Origin of the sequence: Bacillus sp. cl95, assembly GCF_900115925.1 — a bacterium.
Classification (GTDB): Bacteria; Bacillota; Bacilli; order Bacillales; family Cytobacillaceae; genus Neobacillus_A.
On record NZ_FOYF01000004.1, the window covers coordinates 368553 to 389720 of the forward strand.

Here is a 21168-nt window from a genome sequence, read left to right on the forward strand (position 1 = left end):
TTAACCCCTCCTATGTATAACATCAGTAGGTAAAACGTTTTCACCCAAAGAACATTCTAACATGATTATGGGGTTCTATCAATCTTTGCACTACGCACAATAATCGTTGGAAAATAAGGAAAATATAGCAATCGAGTGACATGCTCTGGATTGAGTCTATTATGCTGAATGGAATGTAGGGGGTATAGCCTCTAATCACAGGCCGGTTCATTTTTTTAACGGCGATTGTGGAGTTGGTTACGGCGGTTGTGGGAAGCTTAACGGCGCTTACGAAGCACTTATCGAAAATTCGACACTCCCTAGGATTAAAAATACCCCACCGTGCATCTACTCAAAATACAAAAAGGCTAAATCCCCTTTCAGGGATTTAGCCTTCAATACTAATAGATATGGACAAATGGTTCTTTTTGCTGAGCTTTCCTTACAATGAGAGCTTCCGGTCCATTAACTGACGTTATGCTTACTTGAACAGAAAGATAGTCAGGGAAATGCTCCATCACCAATCCAGTCACGTATTGCGTAAACCCAATGGCTTCCGCTTTACCAAAAAACTGAATCGGTATACTCACATTTAATTCTTGGAATTGGTCCCCTACGTAAAAGGCTCTACCAATTACTCCATTGAAGTTAGGGAAATATTCTTCCACATCCTGTTTAAAGTTCAGGAATGCCGTCGCATCGTCACGATGCTTCTCAGTTGCCTCTGTAGATGGGAATAGAACATACTTTTCATTGACGGTTTCCCAACCATCAATATTTGAACTATCTTTTCCAACATTCGTATAGGCGAAAAAGTTTCCAGGTACAACGGATGATGCACTTTGCTGTTCAAACAAACCCACCATGATAGGTATACCATTAAACTCTTTCATACCACGTAGCCTTTTAACGACTTCTTGGGCAATCTTCTTCCCTTCACGTTCCATCTCATCCTTAGGAATCTTCTTCTCAAAAGTATCCCCAAATGCTTCCGTTTGGTAATAATGGACGGAATTCAAAGCCAAACCGATGACAACGCCACCTAAGCTAACTGTGTTATTGTCACCTTTGATCAAGTAATCGTGTTCTAAAATGTGGGCAAGGTAGATGGGATTTTTAATATTGCGCTCCTTAATATCTCCCTTACCGTCATCTAGTGGATTCAAACCAATATTCTCTTCTTCCTTTAGCTTTTCCTCAGCTAATTGTTGAGGAGTAAATTTACGGTTTAACCACAATTTCACTTTATCTCGCTTTAGTTCTTGACCTTCACGGAAAACATATTTATCTGGATCGAATGTATTTTGGGCAATTCGCATTAACCCTGTCTCGAATTCATTAATATCAAATCTTGTATTCAAATTATTTACGACCAACCCACGTGCTTCTCCAGGTTCGAAAGGTAAAATCGTTTGATAATACTTATCCGAAATCTTATATTTCGGAATGATTGCTTTTTCTTTCGATTTTTCCTTCGTCTGAACCACTCCCTCTTCCTTTTGGAAGCTCGGTGCACAACCACTGAGCAAGAGCATCAGAGAAAGAGCGGCCATTGAGATTTTTCTCATGGCGTTAACACCTCTTACTTTTCTTTTTGCCTTGATTATTACTATTTTACTTATTCAATTCCTGAAGGAGTCTGTTCTCGTCCCATACTTCGATGCCCAATTCCTCTGCTTTTGAAAGCTTCGATCCTGCATCTTCACCTGCTACAACAAGATGTGTTTTCTTACTGACGCTTCCGGCCACATTTCCGCCGAGTGATTCAATTTTCTCTTTGGCTTCATTACGGGACATTTGCTCAAGTTTACCTGTCAGAACGACCGTTTTTCCTGCAAAGAACGAATCTGAAGACTCCACTGAAACAGGCTTTGCACCTTTATAGAGCATATTCACTCCTGCTTCGCTTAGCTCAGCAATGAGTGCTTTTACTTCTTCATTATCAAAATATGCCACTACAGAGTCAGCCATTTTTTCTCCGATTTCATTGACAGACTGCAGCTCTTCTTTACCAGCCATAGCCAAACGGTCCATGGATTCAAATTGCTGGGCAAGCGTCTTTGCAGCTTTTGCTCCCACATGTCGGATACCGAGGCCAAATAACAGCTTTTCTAGAGAATTATTTTTGGAAGCTTCAATCCCGGTCAATAAGTTGTTGGCGGACTTTTCACCCATACGCTCAAGGCCAAGGAGCTGCTCGCGTGTCAGCTTGTATAAATCTGCTACATCTTCAATCAGTTTTTCAGCGAATAGCTGACTGACAACTTTTTCGCCTAGACCGTCAATGTTCATGGCGGTACGTGAAACAAAATGAATCAAGCCTTCGCGAATTTGCGCAGGACATTTAGGATTGATGCAACGTAGTGCAACTTCTTCTTCCAAACGGACAAGCTCGCTTTCGCATTCTGGACAGTGTGTAGGCATGTGGAAGTCTCGTTCCTCACCGGTACGCAGATCAGCTAATACATTCACCACTTCAGGAATGATATCGCCGGCTTTTTTGACGACAACCTGATCGCCAATTTTAATATCCTTTTCCCTGATTAAATCCTCATTATGCAAGGAAGCGCGTTGAACGGTAGTTCCTGCCACCCTAACAGGTTCAAGAATCGCCGTTGGTGTGACGACACCAGTCCTGCCCACACTTAATTCGATATCTTTCAGCGTTGTAACAACTTCTTCGGCAGGGAACTTATATGCAATCGCCCAGCGTGGACTTTTCGCAGTCGTTCCTAATTCTTGCTGAAGTGAAAGTGAGTCGACTTTAATCACGATTCCATCAATGTCGTAAGCAAGGTGTGGTCTTTTTTCGCCCCAACTCTCCACATACGCGATGACTTCATCAATATTTGCACATTTCTTGCGTTCCTTATTGGTCTTAAAACCAAGTTCATCAAGGAAGTCGAGGCCTCCGCTATGAGACTCTATACCCAAATCGACGCCATTGGCAATCCCGTATAGAAAAACATCTAATCTTCGTGATGCAGCCATTTTAGTATCCAGTTGCCTTAATGACCCGGCAGCAGCGTTCCTTGGATTGGCAAAAAGCTCTTCCCCACGTTCTTCACGCGCTTTATTCAAAGCCTCAAAAGAACTCTTCGGCATAAAGGCTTCGCCCCGTACTTCCAGGGAGACATCCTGCTTTAGCTTTAATGGAATTGATTTGATTGTCTTTAGGTTTGCCGTAATGTCTTCCCCAATCGAACCATCGCCTCTTGTTGCACCTTGAACGAACCTTCCGTTTTCGTATCTAAGTGAAACAGCAAGCCCGTCAATTTTTAATTCGCAGACATATGAATACTCTTCGTCTGCACTTTGGCGAATACGTCGGTCAAAATCACGCAAATCATCCGCATTAAAAGCATTTCCTAGGCTAAGCATCGGCGTACGGTGCTCCACCTTTTCGAACATTTCAAGTACCGCGCCTCCGACCCTTTCAGATGGTGAGTCGGCAGTCTTGAATTCTGGAAATTGTTCTTCCAGTTCAATGAGTTCTCTCATTAGACGGTCATATTCTGCATCCGGAATCGAAGGATGATTCAACACGTAATACTCATAGTTATATTGATTTAAAATTGTCTGCAATTCGATAATCTTTTTTTCAGCAGCTTGCTTATCCATTCTATTCAATCCCTTCATAGAAAGCGGCGAGCGCCTGCATTCCCTGACTTTGTAGAACCATTACTTTACCCTCATAAGCCTCAATAGGAGCTAGCGCTCTTTGCTAAACAATTTAGGTTCACTCTTAAGCTTTTGCTATTTTCGCACTGATATTTACTTTTACGAATAATGAAACAACACGTATTGATTCATATTTCGTGCTCTTTTCCTCAATACAAAATTCTAAACGCTAAATTCCTTATGGTTTCAGTATAGAAAAAGCCCTAATGCCGGCTTTTTCTTGTTTCGATAACAACAAAGTTTACGAAAAGAGCCTAAGCTTTTGTGATCGGAGCGAACTTTGCAAGCAATCGCTTGATTCCAGTCGGACTTGGGAATGCGATATCAAGTTCAGTTCCTTCTCCTTCTCCCTTAACACTTACAACTGTGCCGGTGCCCCACTTACCGTGGGCAGCTTTATCTCCAACCTTCCAGCCTTCTGTATCACCACCAGTTGAAGCATTGCTTGCTCTTGTAACAGGTGTTGGTCTTGCTCCTGTTCTAGCAGGAGTACTGAATGAGGTTGGTCTGTTGCTTCCGCCAAATGAACCTGAGCGACTTCCAGTTGAACTGCCAAATGGAGAAGGACGACTATTTACAGCAGGCTCCACACCTTCAAGCAAATCTTCTGGAATTTCTTTTATGAAACGCGATGGTGGATTCATATTCGTACGACCAAATAATGTCCGCATCTGCGCATTTGTTATATACAAGTGTTGCTCTGCTCTTGTAATTCCCACATATGCAAGACGTCTTTCCTCTTCCATCTCCGCTTCTTCCATTAAGGAACGGCTATGCGGGAAGACTCCTTCCTCTAAGCCAATTAAAAAGACTACTGGGAACTCAAGACCTTTTGCAGAGTGAAGGGTCATCAGTACAACACCTTCTGTCTTGTTCCCTTCTTCATCGAGTGAATCAATGTCGGCAACAAGTGCAAGATCGGTCAAGAAGGCAACAAGGCTTTTGTCTTCATTTACTTCTTCAAAGTTTTTCGTTACGGATAATAATTCATCCAAGTTTTCCAATCGACTTTGTGCCTCAAGCGACTTTTCTGCTTTCAGCATGTCACGATACCCTGATTTTTCTAGAATCTCTTCGACCAATTCTGTAACAGACAGATATTCCTGTTGTTGCGTGTAATTCTTGATAAGATTGCGGAAATCAGCCGCTGCCTTTGTCGTCTTCGGACTCAAGCCAACGAGTTCGATAGAGTCGAGTGCCTGCATAAGGGACATATCGTGCATGGCTGCAAAATTAGCAATCTTGTCAACCGAAGTAGATCCGATAGCACGCTTTGGCACATTGATGATACGCTGCAAACTGATATCATCATCCGGATTGGAAATCAATCTTAGATAAGCTAGCATGTCTTTAATTTCTTTACGATCATAGAACTTTGTTCCACCGACAATGGAATACTCGATGGATGATTTAAGAAGTACTTCCTCCATTACACGCGATTGAGCATTTGTGCGATACAGAATGGCAATTTCAGACGGTTTACGTTCGCCACTATCAAGCATTTTTTTAATCTTACCTGCAACGAATTGAGCTTCTCCCTGTTCACTGTCAGCACGATAGTAAACGATTTTGTTTCCTTCGGTATTTTCTGTCCATAAATTTTTAGGCTTACGGTTCATATTCTTCGCGATTACTTCATTTGCCGCTAAAAGAATCCGTTTCGTCGAACGATAGTTTTGCTCAAGGAAAATACTTGTCGCGTTCGGATAATCTTTTTCAAATGAAAGGATATTTGCGATATCTGCTCCACGCCAACGATAAATGGATTGGTCAGAGTCACCTACTACGCACAAGTTTCTAAAGCGACTTGCCAATAACTTGACGAGCAAATACTGTGCCCTGTTCGTATCTTGATACTCATCCACATGGATATATTGAAATTTACGTTGATAGAATTCAAGAACATCCGGCACTCTCTTGAACAACAAAATCGTCGTCATAATCAAGTCATCAAAATCAAGTGCCTGATTTTTACGGAGACGCTTTTGGTATTCTGTGTAAACGTCGCTCACAATCTGCCCAAAATAATCGCCGACAGAGTTTTTCGCATATTCTTCAGGTTCAATCAATTCGTTCTTCGCCGAGCTTATCGCACCTAAAAGTGCACGAGGGTCATATTTCTTGGGATCAATATTCTTATCCTTTAGGATTCCCTTAATGACGGATTGCTGGTCAGTTGTATCAAGAATAGTAAAGTTACGATTAAAACCGATTCGGTCAATATCACGTCGCAAAATTTTCACGCACATGGAGTGGAATGTAGAAATCCAAATTTGATCAGCAGCTCCGCCCATCATATTAAAAATACGCTCGCGCATTTCCCTAGCAGCTTTATTTGTAAAAGTAATCGCGAGAATGTTGTAAGGATTAACACCTTTTTCTACCATTAAATAAGCAATTCGGTGTGTTAACACTCTCGTCTTTCCGCTTCCCGCTCCTGCCATAATCAATAAAGGACCGTCCGTAGCCTTAACTGCAGCTTGCTGTTGCGGATTAAGTCCGTTCAATAACTTATCAGTTAAAAATTGCATCCTTTTCACCCACCAATCAAACGTATGTTCTTATTGTGATTGTAAACTTTTTTTATTTATCTATCAAGCCGATTTAACGGCTCTAACTGTCTTTAAAGCTTCTTCAAAATCCTCATAAATGGCATTTCCTACGACAATGACATCAGCAAATGCAGCCATCTCTGCTGCCTGCTTTTCGTTCTTAATGCCGCCACCATAAAAAAGGCGAGTTTTATCCAATACCTTCTTCACTTCTTCTACCCATTTAGGATTTCCGTACATCCCACTGTATTCCATATAAAAGATGGGAAGTTGAAACATTTTCTCAGCCATCATTGCGTAGGCAACAACATCATCTCTTGTCATTTCTCCCGTAGCCGATGTTAGCTTGGCCGCCTTGCAATCAGGATTGAGGATGCAATAACCTTCCATCGTAATTTCATTCCAATCCATAATTTCACCAAACTCTTTTACCGCTTCATGGTGAAGGCCTGTTATCCATTTTGGATTTTGGCTATTTAAGATAGTAGGAATAAAATATAAATCATAGCCAGGTGTAACAGCATCAATCGATGAAACTTCAAGAACACATGGAACCGTATATCTACGTATCCGAGACATCAAGTCCAATACGTTTTCGAGATTCACTCCGTCGGACCCTCCTACAAGTACAGCGTCCGTGCCGGATTCACATATGAGTTCAAGTTGTTCATCAGATATTTCTTTATTTGGATCGAGTTTAAACGCATGGCGCCACTCGCGAAAATCGTACATGCAAAAAAGCCCCCATTCGATAGTACATTACAACATTATAGCATTTGCTTAATTCAATCAAAAGAAAAGCGAAAGCGACCGTGTTAGCCCCGACAGGCATAAGACGAATCACGCAGGAAATCCTGATTTCTGAAGTGATTTGGCTTATGACCTAGGTTGTTTAGGCTTTTGGAAACAACCCCGAGGGGCTGGGCGTTGGAGCTAGACAGTTGTCTCCGTTCAGAGACCTAATACTTCAAAAAAGAAAAGAGATCGAATCCACGTATGAATTCAATCTCTCCTTCTTATTGCCTACTCTTCTACTTGAGCCGTGTCTTCGCTTTTAATTCTTTCTAAAGCCATTTCGTAAGCATCGTTACCGTAATTCAGACAGCGCTTGACGCGAGAAATCGTTGCCGTGCTCGCACCTGTTTCAGTCTCAATTTTATGGTAAGTTTTACCTTCACGTAGCATCCTTGCTACCTCTAAACGTTGTGCAAGTGATTGTATTTCGTTCACTGTACAAAGGTCATCGAAGAAACGATAACACTCTTCTAAATCTTTTAAAGATAACACTGAATTAAACAACTGATCGAGTTCTTTACCACGTAGCTTATTAATTTGCATATCTTAATCTCCTTTAGTTTAAGGGAATTCTTTCCAATCGTCATTGGTCTGTAAACTGAACCACTTGTTCGAGACCAGGTCTGGATGGTACTACATTCACCCACGTTTTCCCTGGTAAAAGCGCTACTTCCTGGCCGTTCAACATCGGTACAATCCGACCGTCAACATTTTCCCACTCTATTTCTTTCCATGTGCCTTTTTGAAGCAAATACGCTCTTCCGCCAGCTTCAAAATCAATGTCTTTTCGTCCATAGTCATCGATTACACGGTGGTTGGCTTCTATGATAAAGATATTATCAAGCAGAACAGGGGTTTTTGATTCAAGATCGATTGTCTGTTCATCACCCGAGAAACGTTTGTATTTCCCTAAATCTGTGTCGTACTCGTACTCAGCATTAAACTGATCTTTGGATGAGTATAATACAGAAATCCTTGTGGCCGCTTCACCCGTTATGCTCTTGCTTTCTTTTTCAGTTAAAAACTTAAATGGTTTCGGCGCTTCCTTCATATTGAAGTGATTCTGTTCTGCACCCTTTAACACATTTTCAAACGAAATATAAGAATTGTGTGGTGCTTTACGGAAACTAGCTCTTTTGAACAAAGTACCATCATAAACCATTCCATTCAAATCATCAATATAGCCACTTTCGAGCATTTCTTTCGCTTCAGGGCTATAACCGTGTGCTACAAACAGACTATCCAAGCCCTTTGCTAATCTAATATAATAATCCCGTGCACTGCGAACAGGCCCAATATTGTCAGGCTTTTCACTTTGGAAAACGGCAAGAAAACGAGTGATATCACCTTCTGCTAAAATTTCGTAGACGATATCTGCTTTATGCAAACCGGATTGCGGTCTCGCTTGAGGATGATTATTCACCATCACCGCTACAGACCGATCTTCGATTTCATCATTCGTCCCTATGCCCGTTAACGGGAAAAAATAAGAGAACTCTTCTGTTGCTTCTACTTCTTTTACGACTTCAGGAGGTTTTTTCTCTTTATCAACCTTTTTAGTCGTTTCCTCTTTTTTACTGCACCCTGCAACCAGCAACATAGCTGCCAATCCGACAGTTATCCACTTTTTCATTTTAACACCCCTATAGGCTCATTTGGTGTGTACTTCTGCATGATGGTTGAAGCCAATTTCTTTTCCATTTTAACGCATTATCGATGGAAAGAGTATCATTTTATTTAGGACATCATACATACCTTGTTGTGTAATCCGGATGTATGGCAAATGCGTCGATGAAAAGAACAATAAACTATAAATAGGATCTGAAAAATGATAGCCACGTTCGCTTAGAATAGCCAACAATTTCTTTTCATCCGATATGATTTCCACGACATTAGAATGAGACATTACACCGTTGAGACTTAAGGAAATCTCATGGAGAACCTCATTATTTTCCGTAACGACAATGCCCCCACCCATTTCCTTCATTCTATTAAAGGCGAGCATCATATCGCTTTTTCTTTTTCCGATTAAAATGATATCCCCTGTATTTGAAAATGAACTTGCCATCCCTGAGAGCTTGTTGGCAAAACCTTTAATAACAGTATTGATTCTCCATTTTCCATTTCTGTCAATGAGCATAAAAAAGCTTTCATCATGATTCTCGGATAATTCATCATCCGAGACATCGATAGAAATGGAGTATGGCTTCGTAATAACTGCATTCTCCATTTTCATCCCAAACGGCATTGAAAACTGAAGGTCATCCATCGATAAATTCCAATTAAGTTCCATTTCCCCTAAACCATACTTACTCCAATCAATGTCAGGAAACACATTTGTATTTTCGCCATTTCGCTTTAACCATTTACCTTTTGAAAGTACGGAAACAGGAGTTGGATTATTTTCATCACTTAAGAAGTTAATATTGGCAATTCTGCCTGTAGCAATATTCCCGAGTAGATGCTCCATATGGTAATAGCGAGCAACGTTGATCGTTGCCATATTATAAGCATCAATTGTCGGAACTCCTTTTTCCATGGCAATACGAATCATGGCATCAATGACACCTTGTTCATAAAAGCCGGCAGACGAGCCATCTGTCGTGAAAATCAGCTTATCATAAACATCTATGCCAAGCTCGTTCATTTCATCGAGAAGATTCGGCAGATCTGGTCTTATGGAAGAATATCTGAGTGATACCATATATCCTTGCATCAATCGATTCAAAACATCCTGACCTGTCATTGCTTCATGATCGCAATCCGCACCAAGAAGCATCATTTTTGCGAGTGTTTTTTCAGATGCCCCTGGAAAATGTCCTTCAATTTGCTTCCTTAAGCGTTTTGTTTCCTGCATCCAGTGGAGCATCATATCGTCGCCGGCAAGAAGTTTTGGCCAACCAGTCAGTTCGCCTCCCTGAAGGACACAGTCATGCTCCAGCCACGCCTTAATATTGGCGTTTGAGAAAATCGCCTCTTCGTTTTGAATTTCCGTTTGAGCGTCAAAACGGCACCACCAATACATTGTCACAGGCAAAGAATTTAGTTCGTGTATCAGTGAAAATGTTTCCTTTTGACTCAGTTGCAAAATTAACGCCATATTATCGTTGATAAATGTCGTAGTCCCAAATTGAGATGCATACGTAGCAAAGGTAAGGGGATTATATAATTGAAAAGGATGGGAATGAGGTTCAATATATCCTGGGACGAGCGTTTGACCTTCGCAGTCCACAACCTCACAATCGTTAAGCTTTTTGGGTAGTTGATCGCCAACATAAACAATGCGATCTTCATAAATCCATATATTTGCTTGCATCCATCTTTTTAATGATTGATTTAAATAACGTGCATTTTTTAGTAGGAGGGTCGGCGATTTTTTTCCGTCCAACACTTCCACGTGCTCACGCAACTGCTTATTTTTCCAACGATAACGTTGTTCTGGCATTTGCTCCCTCTCCTTTTAGACATATAATATTTGGAAAACAAAGGGAGTGAAAGCCCTTTCAATTTTCTGTCGATTTTATACTAACATAATTCGCAGTTTAACGCACTAAAGAATTTACAAAATTCTAAAAGGGGGTCTCTGTATGAAAATCAGACCGAATATTGGCATCATCAATGCGCTCATCCGCATTACGATCGGATTCACCGTCCTTTCCTGGAGTACGGCTAAGCTAGTGAAACATCCGTGGCGTGATTCCTATATTTTTATGGCTATGCTAGCAGGCATGAAAATAGCAGAAGGAATTCTCCGCTTCTGCCCTATCACTGAACTTTTTGAAAGAGGACAGGAAAAAATGCATGAGCGTCGTGAACACGAAAACAACGGTGGGGAAGTGGATGAGATTAAGGAAGCAGCAAACATGATGGAGCAAATGCTGCCGTATAACCCTTCTTAAAGAAAAGCGCACCTTTATGGTTCCAAAACTAGACAACAATAAAGAACGGCAAAAAGCCAAACGCGCATTCATTGCGTGTTTGGCTTCATTTTAAATAGGAGATGATCACTGTGTTTTTAGAATATTTAAGCGATATGCTTTTTGTATTAATTGCCCTTATAGGTGGAATTATCGCCATATCGTATGCGTTTGTTAGGAAAACACGGAGACGTCGCGCCCGATAGCACGATAGCCAATATCCTTGCGATAAAACATTCCGTCTGCTTTAATTTTTGCTATTTCAAGATAGGCTTTTTCTTGAGCTTCTTTCACGGATTTCCCTTTCGCTCCGATCAGTAAAATCCGTCCGCCACTTGCTACAAAATCGCCTTCCTTATTTTTCTGTGTGCCGGCATGGAATACATACGTTTCACTGTTCATATCTGCCAAACCTTTTATGACATCACCAGATTGATAAGAATCTGGATATCCTTCTGCTGCGAGTACGACACCGAGCGTTGCTTCATTATGCCACTCAATTTCAGGAACGTCTCCATTTAAAAGACTTATAATCACTTGAGCTAAGTCTGACTTCATCCTCGGTAAGACAACTTGTGTCTCAGGATCACCGAAACGCGCATTAAATTCAATTACCTTTGGACCCTCATTCGTCTTCATTAATCCTGCAAAAATGACTCCACAGAAGGTCTTACCTTCTTTTACAAGTGCAGACGCAAGAGGCTGCAAAATAGTTTGCACAGATTCTTTCACCGCTTCTGCACCGATTTGAGGGACAGGTGAATAGGCGCCCATCCCCCCTGTGTTTGGTCCAAGGTCACCATCAAACGCCCTCTTATGATCCTGGGCAATCTCAAGGGGAATTACGATATCCCCATTAACGAATGCCATCAAGGAGAACTCTTCGCCTTCAAGGTACTCTTCAATCACAACACGGTCAGCAGAATTTCCAAACTTATTATTCAACATCATATCTTCCAGACTCTCTATTGCCTCTTTTTTGCTAAAAGCAACCACGACGCCCTTGCCAGCCGCTACACCATCCGCTTTTATGACAATCGGCGCCCCTATTGTTTCAATATATTCCTTTGCCACATCGAAATTATCGAACACATCGTATGAGGCAGTCGGGATGTCATATCGCTTCATTAAATCCTTCGCAAACGCTTTGCTTCCTTCAATCATGGCTGCCGCTTGATTAGGTGCGAATACATCTAGACCCTCAAGACGGAATTTGTCGGCAAGTCCCTCTAGTAATGGCATTTCAGGTCCAATGATGGTTAGGCCGACATGGTTTTCTTTAGCAAATGCCAACAGTTTATCGTGCTCGTTTTCTGCGATGCCGATATTGATGGCAACTTCACTCATTCCATCATTGCCTGGGGCTGCAAACACCTCATGAACTGACTTGCTTTCCTTTAATTTTCGGCAAATCGCATGCTCTCGCCCACCACGACCAATGACCAATATGTTCATCGTGTTTACCTCCCATTTTTTTATGACTTTAACTTGGCTGTTGATTTACGCTCTCATCAATATAGGGCCAAAATCAATACTGAGCTTTAACATAGCCTAATGAAGAAAATGGGCTTAATGTCTAAAATGTCTGACGCCTGTAAACACCATTGCGATTCCGTATTCATCCGCTTTCTTGATAGAATCTTCATCACGGATTGAGCCACCTGGTTGAATGATTGCCGTGATGCCTGCCTTGGCAGCCGCTTCAACGGTATCATCCATCGGGAAGAACGCATCTGATGCCATTATGGCGCCCTCGCTCTTAGCTCCAGCCTGCTCAAGCGCTATTTTGGCTGCACCTACTCGATTCATTTGGCCGGCACCAATACCAATCGTCATGTCTTGTTCAGCGACTACAATCGCATTCGATTTCACGTGCTTTACGACATTCCAGCCGAATTTCAATGCCTTCCATTCTGCTTCTGTCGGCTCTCTTCTTGTCGCTACTTTCAGTTCGGCATCTTCCAACGAAAAGAAGTCTTGGTCCTGAACGAGAAGGCCACCTTCAATGGAAACAGCCCTTGTCTCTTTTTTCTTTTCACTTTGGAAAGGAATCGTCAATAAACGGACGTTCTTTTTACCTTTTAAGACTTCAAGTGCGTCTTCTGAAAAGCTAGGTGCAATAACGATTTCAAGGAATATTTCATGAAGCTTTTCTGCCGTCATTCGATCTACTTCACGATTCAGCGCGACAATCCCTCCAAATATGGAAACCGGATCGGCCGCAAAAGCCTTTGTAAAAGCATCATAGATGCTCTCCCCTGTACCTACTCCACAAGGATTCATATGCTTGACCGCAACCGCAGCCGGCTCAGTGAATTCTTTTACTATTTGCAAAGCAGCATCGGCATCATTGATGTTGTTATAAGATAATTCTTTACCATGTAATTGTTCAGCGTTGGCAATCGAATAGTCAGAGCCAAGTGGCTTTCGATAGAAGGAAGCCTGTTGGTGCGGATTTTCCCCGTAACGAAGCCCTTGTTTCAATTCATATGTAAGGGTTAAATTCTCTGGATTCTCCTCTTTCGCTTTTTCCGTCATATACTCAGCAATCAAAGCATCATAGGCAGCTGTGTGGCGGAATACTTTTGCTGCAAGTTTCTGTCTTGTAGCCATATCTACTGCACCATCTTCTTTTAGTTGGCTAATGATGGCCGGATAATCGGCTGGATCGACAGTTACGGTTACGTATTGATGGTTTTTGGCAGATGCACGCAGCATGGCTGGTCCACCGATATCGATTTGCTCGATTGCCTCTTCAAAAGTTGTTCCAGGTATAGCGATCGTTTTCTTGAAAGGATATAGGTTTACACAAACGATTCCGATTGGAACGATACCATGTTCTTCGAGCTGTGCCTGATGCGAAGGCTCGTCCGCTTTTGCCAATAGTCCCCCATGGATCATCGGATGCAAAGTTTTCACGCGACCTTCCAAAATTTCAGGAAACCCCGTTACTTCGCTGACACTTTTTACAGCAATTCCGTTTTCTTGCAGCGTTTTTTTCGTTCCGCCCGTCGAAAGGATTTCAAATCCCAGTTCCTCTAACTGTGCTGCAAACTCAACAACACCACTTTTTTCAGAAACGCTAATCAGTGCTCGTTTTTTCATCTCTGTTCTCCTCACTTAGCCGTTAGTAATTTTTGCAATTGTGCAGGGTAAAATTGATGCTCAACTTTATGTATCTTTTCCTGCAAACTTTCTTTTGTTTCATGTTCATCAAGCAGGATTTTTTTCTGTGCAATGATTGGCCCTGTATCCATCCCCTCATCCACAAAATGGATAGTAATTCCTGTTTCTTTTACTTTGGATTCCAACGCCTGGCCGATTGCATCCTTGCCAGGGAATGCAGGCAGCAAAGAAGGATGGATATTGATGATTCTTCCAGAGTATTGTCCTAACAGGGTTGGACCAATCAATCTCATATAACCAGCCAATACGATATAGCTAACGTTGTACTTTTTCATCTCACGTAGTATTACTTGTTCAAAGGCTTCTTTATTAGCAAAATCCTTAGGCGAAAAAACAAATGCAGGAATGCCATTCTCTTTCGCCCGTTCAATTACTCGAGCCTCTGGCCGGTCACATACTAGCAACTTGATATTTGCGTGAAGAGTCCCCACTATTACCGCATCGATAATAGCTTGAAAGTTACTTCCACTTCCTGATGCAAATACAGCAATATCTCTCATCTTCCCTCACCAATGTCAATGCCAGTTTCCTCAGTAATCACTCCTATTTCAAAAGCATCTTCACCCTCGTGAAGAAAATGCTTGATAAGCAATGGTGCAGAATTTTTATCTACTACAACAACCATACCAATTCCCATGTTAAAAATATTGTACATCTCTGAGCGCTTCAGATTCCCCTTCGTTTCTAACAGTTTAAAAACAGGAGGAACTGGCCATGACCCTTCGTTGATCTTTACACCAAAGGATTCTGGCAGCATACGCGGAATATTTTCAACAAACCCTCCACCAGTGATATGCGCCATACCTTTAATAGTATAATGCTTCAACGCTGAAAGGATTGGTTTCACATAAATCTTAGTAGGCTTAAGCAGTTCCTCGCCCAGTGTCGTTCCCAATTCCGCGACAAAGTCATCTACACTCATAGCTTCGTCTTCTAAGAGGATTTTTCTAACAAGGGAATATCCATTACTATGTATTCCGCTTGAAGCAAGACCAATGAGGACATCACCTTCCTCGATATGGTTCCCTGAAACGATGGAAGATTTTTCACAAGCACCTACCGCAAAACCTGCCAAGTCATATTCCTCTTCCGAGTACATACCAGGCATTTCTGCGGTTTCGCCGCCAACCAAGGCACAGCCTGCTTGCACACAACCTTCCGCAACACCCTTCACAATACTCTCAATTTTTTCAGGAATCGCCTTACCACAAGCAATATAATCTAGAAAATATAACGGTTCCGCACCTTGAACGACAATATCATTTACGCACATGGCCACGGCATCTATCCCAATCGTATCATGTCGATCCATCATAAAGGCAAGCATCAGCTTTGTGCCGACGCCATCCGTTCCTGAAACAAGTACCGGTTCTTTTAAATTTAATGAAGACAAATCAAACATGCCACCAAATCCACCAAGGCTCCCCATTACACCTTGGCGTCTTGTTCGATCGACATGCCTTTTCATTCTCTGTACTGCTTCATACCCCGCTTCAATATCTACGCCTGCCTGTTTATACGCTTGAGCCATTTTCCGAACCCCCTAAGTTCGTTTCCGAGCTGTGATTAACATTTCTGATAAGACGCTGCCATTGTTTCCGGATAGATTTCTGTAGGATATTTCCCTGTAAAACAAGCGAGACATTGCCCGCGCGTGCTTCCATCTCCCTCATGACCAATCGCTTCGACCATTCCTTCTACACTTAAAAACGTGAGTGTATCTGCGCCAATTAGTTCCCTTAACTCTTCAACAGAGTATTTAGAAGCAATCAGTTCTTCTTTTGTAGACGTATCAATCCCATAGAAGCACGGATTCTTAATCGGAGGTGAACTGATGACGACATGCACCTCGGTCGCACCTGCTTCTTTTAGCATGGAAACAATCCTTCTACTTGTCGTTCCCCTTACAATCGAGTCGTCCACCATGATCACTCGCTTGCCTTCGACAACTCCCCTTACAGGCGAGAGCTTCATTTTTACACCTTGTTCTCTTAACGATTGTGAAGGCTGAATAAACGTACGTCCTACATATCGGTTTTTAATCAATCCCATTTCATAAGGAATTCCCGAAGCCTCGGCATATCCAATCGCCACCGAAATACTTGAGTCAGGTACACCTGTTACAACGTCTGCTTCAAGCGGTACTTCCACCGCCAGTCGCTTCCCAAGGTTTTTCCTCGCCGTATGCACATTAATGCCATGAATGTTACTGTCAGGTCTTGAAAAATAAATGTATTCCATTGTGCAGATTGCTCTCGTCGTACTCATTGAAAAGTATTCCGAACGCAAACCTTCATCATTGATGATGATCAATTCACCGGGCTCAACATCCCTGACAAATTCAGCGCCGACGATATCAAATGCACATGTCTCTGAAGCAATCACGTATGCATCGCCGAGTTTGCCGATCGAAAGTGGTCTTAAACCGTTAGGATCCAAGGCGACCATCATTTCCGCTTCCGTCATGATTAAGAAGGCATAGGCTCCTTTTAACATGGTCAGCGCATTTTTCACTCTGTCCTTCAGTTCAAAAAAGCCGCTTCTTTTAATCAAATGGGCGAGAACTTCCGTATCGGAGCTCGTTTGAAAAATACTTCCCTGCCCCTCAAGCTGATGCTTTAAGGATTCTGCATTCACTAAGTTGCCATTATGCGCAAGTGCAAGACTGCCGTTCTGAGAGTGAAACAATAAAGGCTGCACATTTTCATAGCCGCTTCCGCCAGCTGTCGCATAACGGACATGACCGATTGCGGCCTTCCCTTCCATGTTCTGCATGGTACTCGTATTGAAAACCTCTGTTACTAACCCTTCTCCTTTATGGCCTTTTAACTGCGAGCCATCGGTCACCACCATACCGGCGCCTTCCTGACCGCGATGCTGTAAACTATGAAGCCCGTAGTAAGTGATTTGCGCTGCGTTCGAATGTCCCCAAACACCAAAAACGCCACATTCTTCGTTTAAGCCTTTGATTTCAGCAAGCATGGGATAGCTCCTTTCCAGGCTTTTTCTAGTTCACGTACATCAGCTGAAAGCCACATTTTTTCTTCTGAAGCGATGTTGAGTTTCGGAATACTTGTTACTTCACCAATAAGAATGGCATCTACAAATCTCTCAAACTCTTCTTGATTCTCTCTTTTAACAGATAGGATGAATCTTGACTGTGTCTCACTGAACAGGGCAGCTGTCGGCTCACCTGAAACCTTTACACTAGCACCAAGTTCGCCAGCTCCCATCAGGCATTCTGCCATCGCAACGGCAAAACCACCTTCTGAAATATCATGGGCAGAAGCGACAAGACCAGCACGGATAGCAGCAAGGATTTGTTGTTGTCTAGATTGTTCCACTTTCATATCCAGCACAGGAGCTTTTCCGAAAATACGACCATAGGTCAGCTTCTGCAGTTCACTTCCTCCGAACTCCGCCTTCGCCTCGCCCACAACGTATATGAGGTCTCCCGCGTTTTTGAAGCTTTGTGTTGTAATATGTTCTAGATCAGTTATGAGTCCAACCATTCCAATAACAGGGGTCGGATAGACGGCTGTTCCGTTTGTCTCATTGTAAAGCGATACATTCCCACCAATTACAGGTGTTTCCAACGTTACACATGCTTCACTGATGCCATCAGCTGCTTTTTCGATTTGCCAAAAGATCTCTGGCTTCTCAGGATTCCCGAAATTCAGGCAATCGGTTATCGCCAGTGGCTCTGCACCCGAACAAATGATGTTTCTTGCCGCTTCTGCCACTGCGATTTTCCCGCCCGTTTCAGGATCCAAGTATAGATAGCGTGAATTGCAGTCAGTCGTCATCGCCAGTGCTTTACGGGTTCCGCGAATGCGAACCACTGCTGCATCAGAACCGGGAGAGACCACTGTATTCGTGCGGACCATGTAGTCGTATTGGTTGTAAACCCATTCCTTGCTGGCAATCGTCGGTTGTTGAAGGAGATTTTTCAATGTTTCATAGTAATCTTCCACTTTAGGTATCTCTACTTCCATGCTTTGAAACTCACGGTAATATGCTGGTTCAGCGGATGGCTTATGATAAACTGGTGCTTCCTCTGCAAGAGCATCAACCGGAACTTGAGCCACCACTTCTCCGTTATGAAGCAAGCGCAGCATTTTATCATCCGTAACCTTTCCAACTGCTTTTGCTTCAAGCCCATATTTCAAAAATAAGGCACTGATCTCTTGCTCGCGTCCTTTTTCTATCACAAGTAGCATACGCTCTTGTGATTCAGATAGCATCATTTCGTAGGCAGTCATTCCCTTTTCGCGTTGCGGAATAAGATCGAGATCCATCTCAATTCCCATCCCTGCCTTACTTGCCATCTCAGCAGAAGAACTTGTAAGTCCTGCCGCTCCCATATCCTGAATGCCAACGAGCGCATCTGACTTTATCGCTTCTAGACAAGCTTCCAACAGCAATTTTTCCATAAATGGGTCGCCAACCTGAACCGCCGGACGTTTATCCTCAGATTGCTCGTTCAGTTCTTCTGATGCAAAGGTTGCTCCATGGATGCCATCCCGTCCTGTTTTGGCACCAACATACATGACCGTGTTGCCAGCTCCATGCGCCTGACCCTTTTTGATATCCTCATGATTGATGAGTCCGACACACATCGCATTGACAAGCGGGTTGCCTTCGTAGGAAGCATCAAACTGTACTTCACCGCCAACGGTTGGAATGCCAATGCAGTTCCCGTAGCCTGCAATTCCTGCTACCACTTCTTTGAAAAGGTACTTCACGCGTTCGTTCTCAAGTTCACCGAAACGCAAGGAATTAAGAAGTGCGATAGGACGTGCTCCCATCGAAAAAACATCACGGATAATGCCACCGACACCTGTCGCTGCTCCTTGATAGGGTTCAATCGCAGAGGGATGATTGTGACTTTCTATTTTAAAAACAACGGCCTGACCATCACCGATGTCAACAATGCCTGCACCTTCTCCAGGTCCTTGCAGCACTCGTTCTCCTGATGTCGGAAACTTCTGCAAGACCGGTTTCGAATTTTTATAGCTGCAATGCTCCGACCACATGACAGAGAAAAGCCCTGTTTCCGTATAGTTAGGCGTTCTGCCAAGGATGTTTTCAACCATGGAAAACTCTTCATCTGACAATCCCATTTGTGCATACAGCTTTTCCGCTTTCACTTGCTCTGGACTTGGCTCAAGCTTTAATAACATTTGCTTCCCTCCAATGTTTGACAATTGATTGAAAAAGTTTTAAACCATCCGCACCGCCCAATAGCGGATCGACTGCTCTTTCAGGATGTGGCATCATTCCGAGAACATTCCCGCGTTCATTCCTTATACCGGCAATCTGTTCGATACTGCCGTTCGGGTTATGACCTTGATATGTAAAGATAATCTGATTATTGTCTTTTAAAGATTTCAACGTTTCTGAATCGCAAAAGTAGTTACCTTCACCATGAGCGATCGGAATCGTAATAATCTCATCTTTGTTAAAAGCTGCCGTAAACATCGTTTCGTTATTCATTACTTTCAACTCGACTTGGCGACAAATGAATTTCAAGTTTTCGTTACGCTTCATTGCCCCTGGAAGCAAGCCAGCTTCAAGCAGTATCTGAAAGCCATTGCATATTCCAAGAATCGGTTTTCCACACTCTGCTGCTTTCACAATCTCCTTCATGACATTACTAAAGCGGGCAATGGCTCCTGAACGCAAGTAATCTCCGTATGAAAAGCCCCCGGGAAGAAGAATTGCATCAAACTCTTCTAAGTTATCAGCTTGATGGGAAACGTACTCGACTTCCTCGCCCAATTCATCTTGTATGGCATGATACATGTCGACATCACAATTTGATCCCGGAAAAACGATGACAGCAAATTTCACTGAGCAACACACTCCTCAATCTCATAGCGATAATCTTCAATAACAGGGTTTGCTAACAGGCGACTGCAAATTTCGTTGACCACCTCTTCGATTTCGCGATCGCTTTTTTCGATCTCCAATTCCATATACTTGCCGATTCGAATCGAGGTCACTTCTTCGTAGTTCAATGAATGAAGAGAACTTTTCACCGCTTCTCCCTGCGGATCCAATACACTTTCTCGTAAACTCACATATACCTTTACTTTGAACATGCTGCTTCTCCCCCTAATTTCACTAATATGGTTTCATATGCTTTTGTTAAGCTACCTAAATCACGGCGAAATACATCTTTATCCAGCTTTTCATTCGTTTTTAAATCCCATAAACGGCATGTATCCGGTGATATTTCATCTGCTAGCAAAATATCCCCTTTTTGGTCCTTACCAAATTCCAGCTTAAAATCTATTAGCCTGATGCCAAGTTCCTTAAAAAAACTCGATAAAACGGCATTTACTTCTAGTGCCTTCGTTTTCAACTCTTCTACCTCATCCTTTGAGGCAATCTCTAGTTCGAAAATGTGATCTTCGATGAGAAGTGGGTCGCCCAATGCGTCATCTTTATAATAAAATTCCACAATCGGTCTTTTTGAAAGTGCTTTGCCTTCTTGAATACCGAAGCGTTTCGAAAAACTACCTGCCGCCACATTACGCACCACTACTTCAAGTGGTATGATCTGCACGCGTTTTACCAGCTGCTCTGATTCACTCAGTTGCTTTACAAAATGAGAAGGAATTCCTCTTTCTGCAAGCTTAGAAAATAGCAAACTAGTAATTTTATTGTTCAATGTCCCTTTTCCTAAGATTTCTGCCTTTTTCTCACCGTTAAAAGCCGTTGCTGAATCTTTATACTGAATCCTCACTAAATCTTCATCCGCTGTTGCAAAAATCTGTTTAGCTTTGCCTTCATATAAGAGCTCTTTCTTCTCCATTTTGCACCCCTTAAACATTGAAAATTACCAATCTTCAGTCTTTACTTTATAGAAAGGAGCCACGGACAAGTCCTTAACTCCTTCTTATGCATGGCTGTTTCAGAAAACTTTATTGCCATTTATCAAATAAAATGTAGTAGTTGATTTCCACTCCAGATTGCTCGCTTTCCGCGGACGAATTATGAAAAAGCCCTAATACCGGCTTTTTCATGAACAAATTCATCTTGGGCGGGCGGTG

18 protein-coding genes are annotated in these 21168 nt (G+C 42.5%); 2 read left to right on the top strand and 16 right to left on the bottom strand.

The window, feature by feature from the left end:
• Positions 1-380 precede the first annotated feature (380 nt).
• From BMZ31_RS13850 to BMZ31_RS13880, 7 genes are all read right to left on the bottom strand, one after another.
• Positions 381-1547, bottom strand: coding sequence for a CamS family sex pheromone protein (locus BMZ31_RS13850; RefSeq protein WP_090832384.1), 1167 nt, complete (start codon positions 1545-1547; stop codon positions 381-383).
• Positions 1548-1593: 46 nt separating this feature from the next.
• Positions 1594-3600 carry an NAD-dependent DNA ligase LigA gene (gene ligA, locus BMZ31_RS13855; protein ID WP_090832386.1) on the bottom strand — a complete coding sequence of 669 codons (2007 nt, stop codon included), beginning with the start codon at positions 3598-3600 and terminating at the stop codon, positions 1594-1596.
• A gap of 314 nt (positions 3601-3914) precedes the next feature.
• Entirely contained in the window at positions 3915-6191 is a 2277-nt protein-coding gene (gene pcrA, locus BMZ31_RS13860) for a DNA helicase PcrA (protein WP_090832388.1), read from the bottom strand.
• Positions 6192-6254: 63 nt separating this feature from the next.
• Positions 6255-6944 (bottom strand): heptaprenylglyceryl phosphate synthase, encoded by a 690-nt coding sequence (locus BMZ31_RS13865; RefSeq protein WP_090832390.1) that lies wholly within the window; start codon positions 6942-6944, stop codon positions 6255-6257.
• Positions 6945-7235: 291 nt separating this feature from the next.
• Entirely contained in the window at positions 7236-7550 is a 315-nt protein-coding gene (locus tag BMZ31_RS13870; protein ID WP_090832392.1) for a YerC/YecD family TrpR-related protein, read from the bottom strand.
• 40 nt (positions 7551-7590) lie between these two features.
• Positions 7591-8640, bottom strand: coding sequence for a DUF3048 domain-containing protein (locus BMZ31_RS13875; protein ID WP_090832393.1), 1050 nt, complete (start codon positions 8638-8640; stop codon positions 7591-7593).
• Positions 8641-8709: 69 nt separating this feature from the next.
• Complete coding sequence (locus BMZ31_RS13880; RefSeq protein ID WP_090832394.1) at positions 8710-10452, bottom strand: adenine deaminase C-terminal domain-containing protein; 1743 nt, start codon at positions 10450-10452, stop codon at positions 8710-8712.
• 142 nt (positions 10453-10594) lie between these two features.
• On the opposite strand from BMZ31_RS13880, the gene BMZ31_RS13885 reads away from it, so the two are divergent.
• Entirely contained in the window at positions 10595-10906 is a 312-nt protein-coding gene (locus BMZ31_RS13885) for a YgaP family membrane protein (RefSeq protein ID WP_090832396.1), read from the top strand.
• A gap of 134 nt (positions 10907-11040) precedes the next feature.
• Positions 11041-11130 carry an EYxxD motif small membrane protein gene (locus tag BMZ31_RS21060; protein ID WP_368086650.1) on the top strand — a complete coding sequence of 30 codons (90 nt, stop codon included), beginning with the start codon at positions 11041-11043 and terminating at the stop codon, positions 11128-11130.
• Here BMZ31_RS21060 and purD read toward each other — a convergent pair.
• From purD to purC, 9 genes are all read right to left on the bottom strand, one after another.
• Entirely contained in the window at positions 11099-12379 is a 1281-nt protein-coding gene (gene purD / locus BMZ31_RS13890) for a phosphoribosylamine--glycine ligase (RefSeq protein ID WP_090832398.1), read from the bottom strand. The two genes, BMZ31_RS21060 and purD, sit on opposite strands and share 32 nt — an antisense overlap.
• Positions 12380-12493: 114 nt before the next feature.
• Complete coding sequence (gene purH, locus BMZ31_RS13895; RefSeq protein ID WP_090832400.1) at positions 12494-14029, bottom strand: bifunctional phosphoribosylaminoimidazolecarboxamide formyltransferase/IMP cyclohydrolase; 1536 nt, start codon at positions 14027-14029, stop codon at positions 12494-12496.
• A gap of 11 nt (positions 14030-14040) precedes the next feature.
• On the bottom strand, positions 14041-14610 hold the full coding sequence (purN, locus tag BMZ31_RS13900; protein ID WP_090832401.1) for a phosphoribosylglycinamide formyltransferase: 570 nt from the start codon (positions 14608-14610) through the stop codon (positions 14041-14043).
• Positions 14607-15641: a phosphoribosylformylglycinamidine cyclo-ligase gene (gene purM / locus BMZ31_RS13905; RefSeq protein WP_090832403.1), complete on the bottom strand. Its 1035-nt coding sequence runs from the start codon at positions 15639-15641 to the stop codon at positions 14607-14609. The genes purN and purM overlap by 4 nt, the downstream gene beginning before the upstream one ends.
• A 35-nt stretch (positions 15642-15676) precedes the next feature.
• The gene (gene purF / locus BMZ31_RS13910; RefSeq protein ID WP_090832405.1) at positions 15677-17092 is read right to left on the bottom strand and encodes an amidophosphoribosyltransferase; all 1416 of its coding nucleotides are present in this window, start codon (positions 17090-17092) and stop codon (positions 15677-15679) included.
• Entirely contained in the window at positions 17068-19293 is a 2226-nt protein-coding gene (gene purL, locus BMZ31_RS13915; RefSeq protein ID WP_090832406.1) for a phosphoribosylformylglycinamidine synthase subunit PurL, read from the bottom strand. The genes purF and purL overlap by 25 nt, the downstream gene beginning before the upstream one ends.
• Positions 19277-19963 (bottom strand): phosphoribosylformylglycinamidine synthase subunit PurQ, encoded by a 687-nt coding sequence (gene purQ / locus BMZ31_RS13920; RefSeq protein WP_090832408.1) that lies wholly within the window; start codon positions 19961-19963, stop codon positions 19277-19279. The genes purL and purQ overlap by 17 nt, the downstream gene beginning before the upstream one ends.
• Positions 19960-20214: a phosphoribosylformylglycinamidine synthase subunit PurS gene (purS, locus tag BMZ31_RS13925; protein WP_090832410.1), complete on the bottom strand. Its 255-nt coding sequence runs from the start codon at positions 20212-20214 to the stop codon at positions 19960-19962. The genes purQ and purS overlap by 4 nt, the downstream gene beginning before the upstream one ends.
• Positions 20202-20930 carry a phosphoribosylaminoimidazolesuccinocarboxamide synthase gene (gene purC, locus BMZ31_RS13930; protein ID WP_090832412.1) on the bottom strand — a complete coding sequence of 243 codons (729 nt, stop codon included), beginning with the start codon at positions 20928-20930 and terminating at the stop codon, positions 20202-20204. Before purC ends, purS begins: the two co-directional genes overlap by 13 nt.
• Positions 20931-21168: the final 238 nt, after the last annotated feature.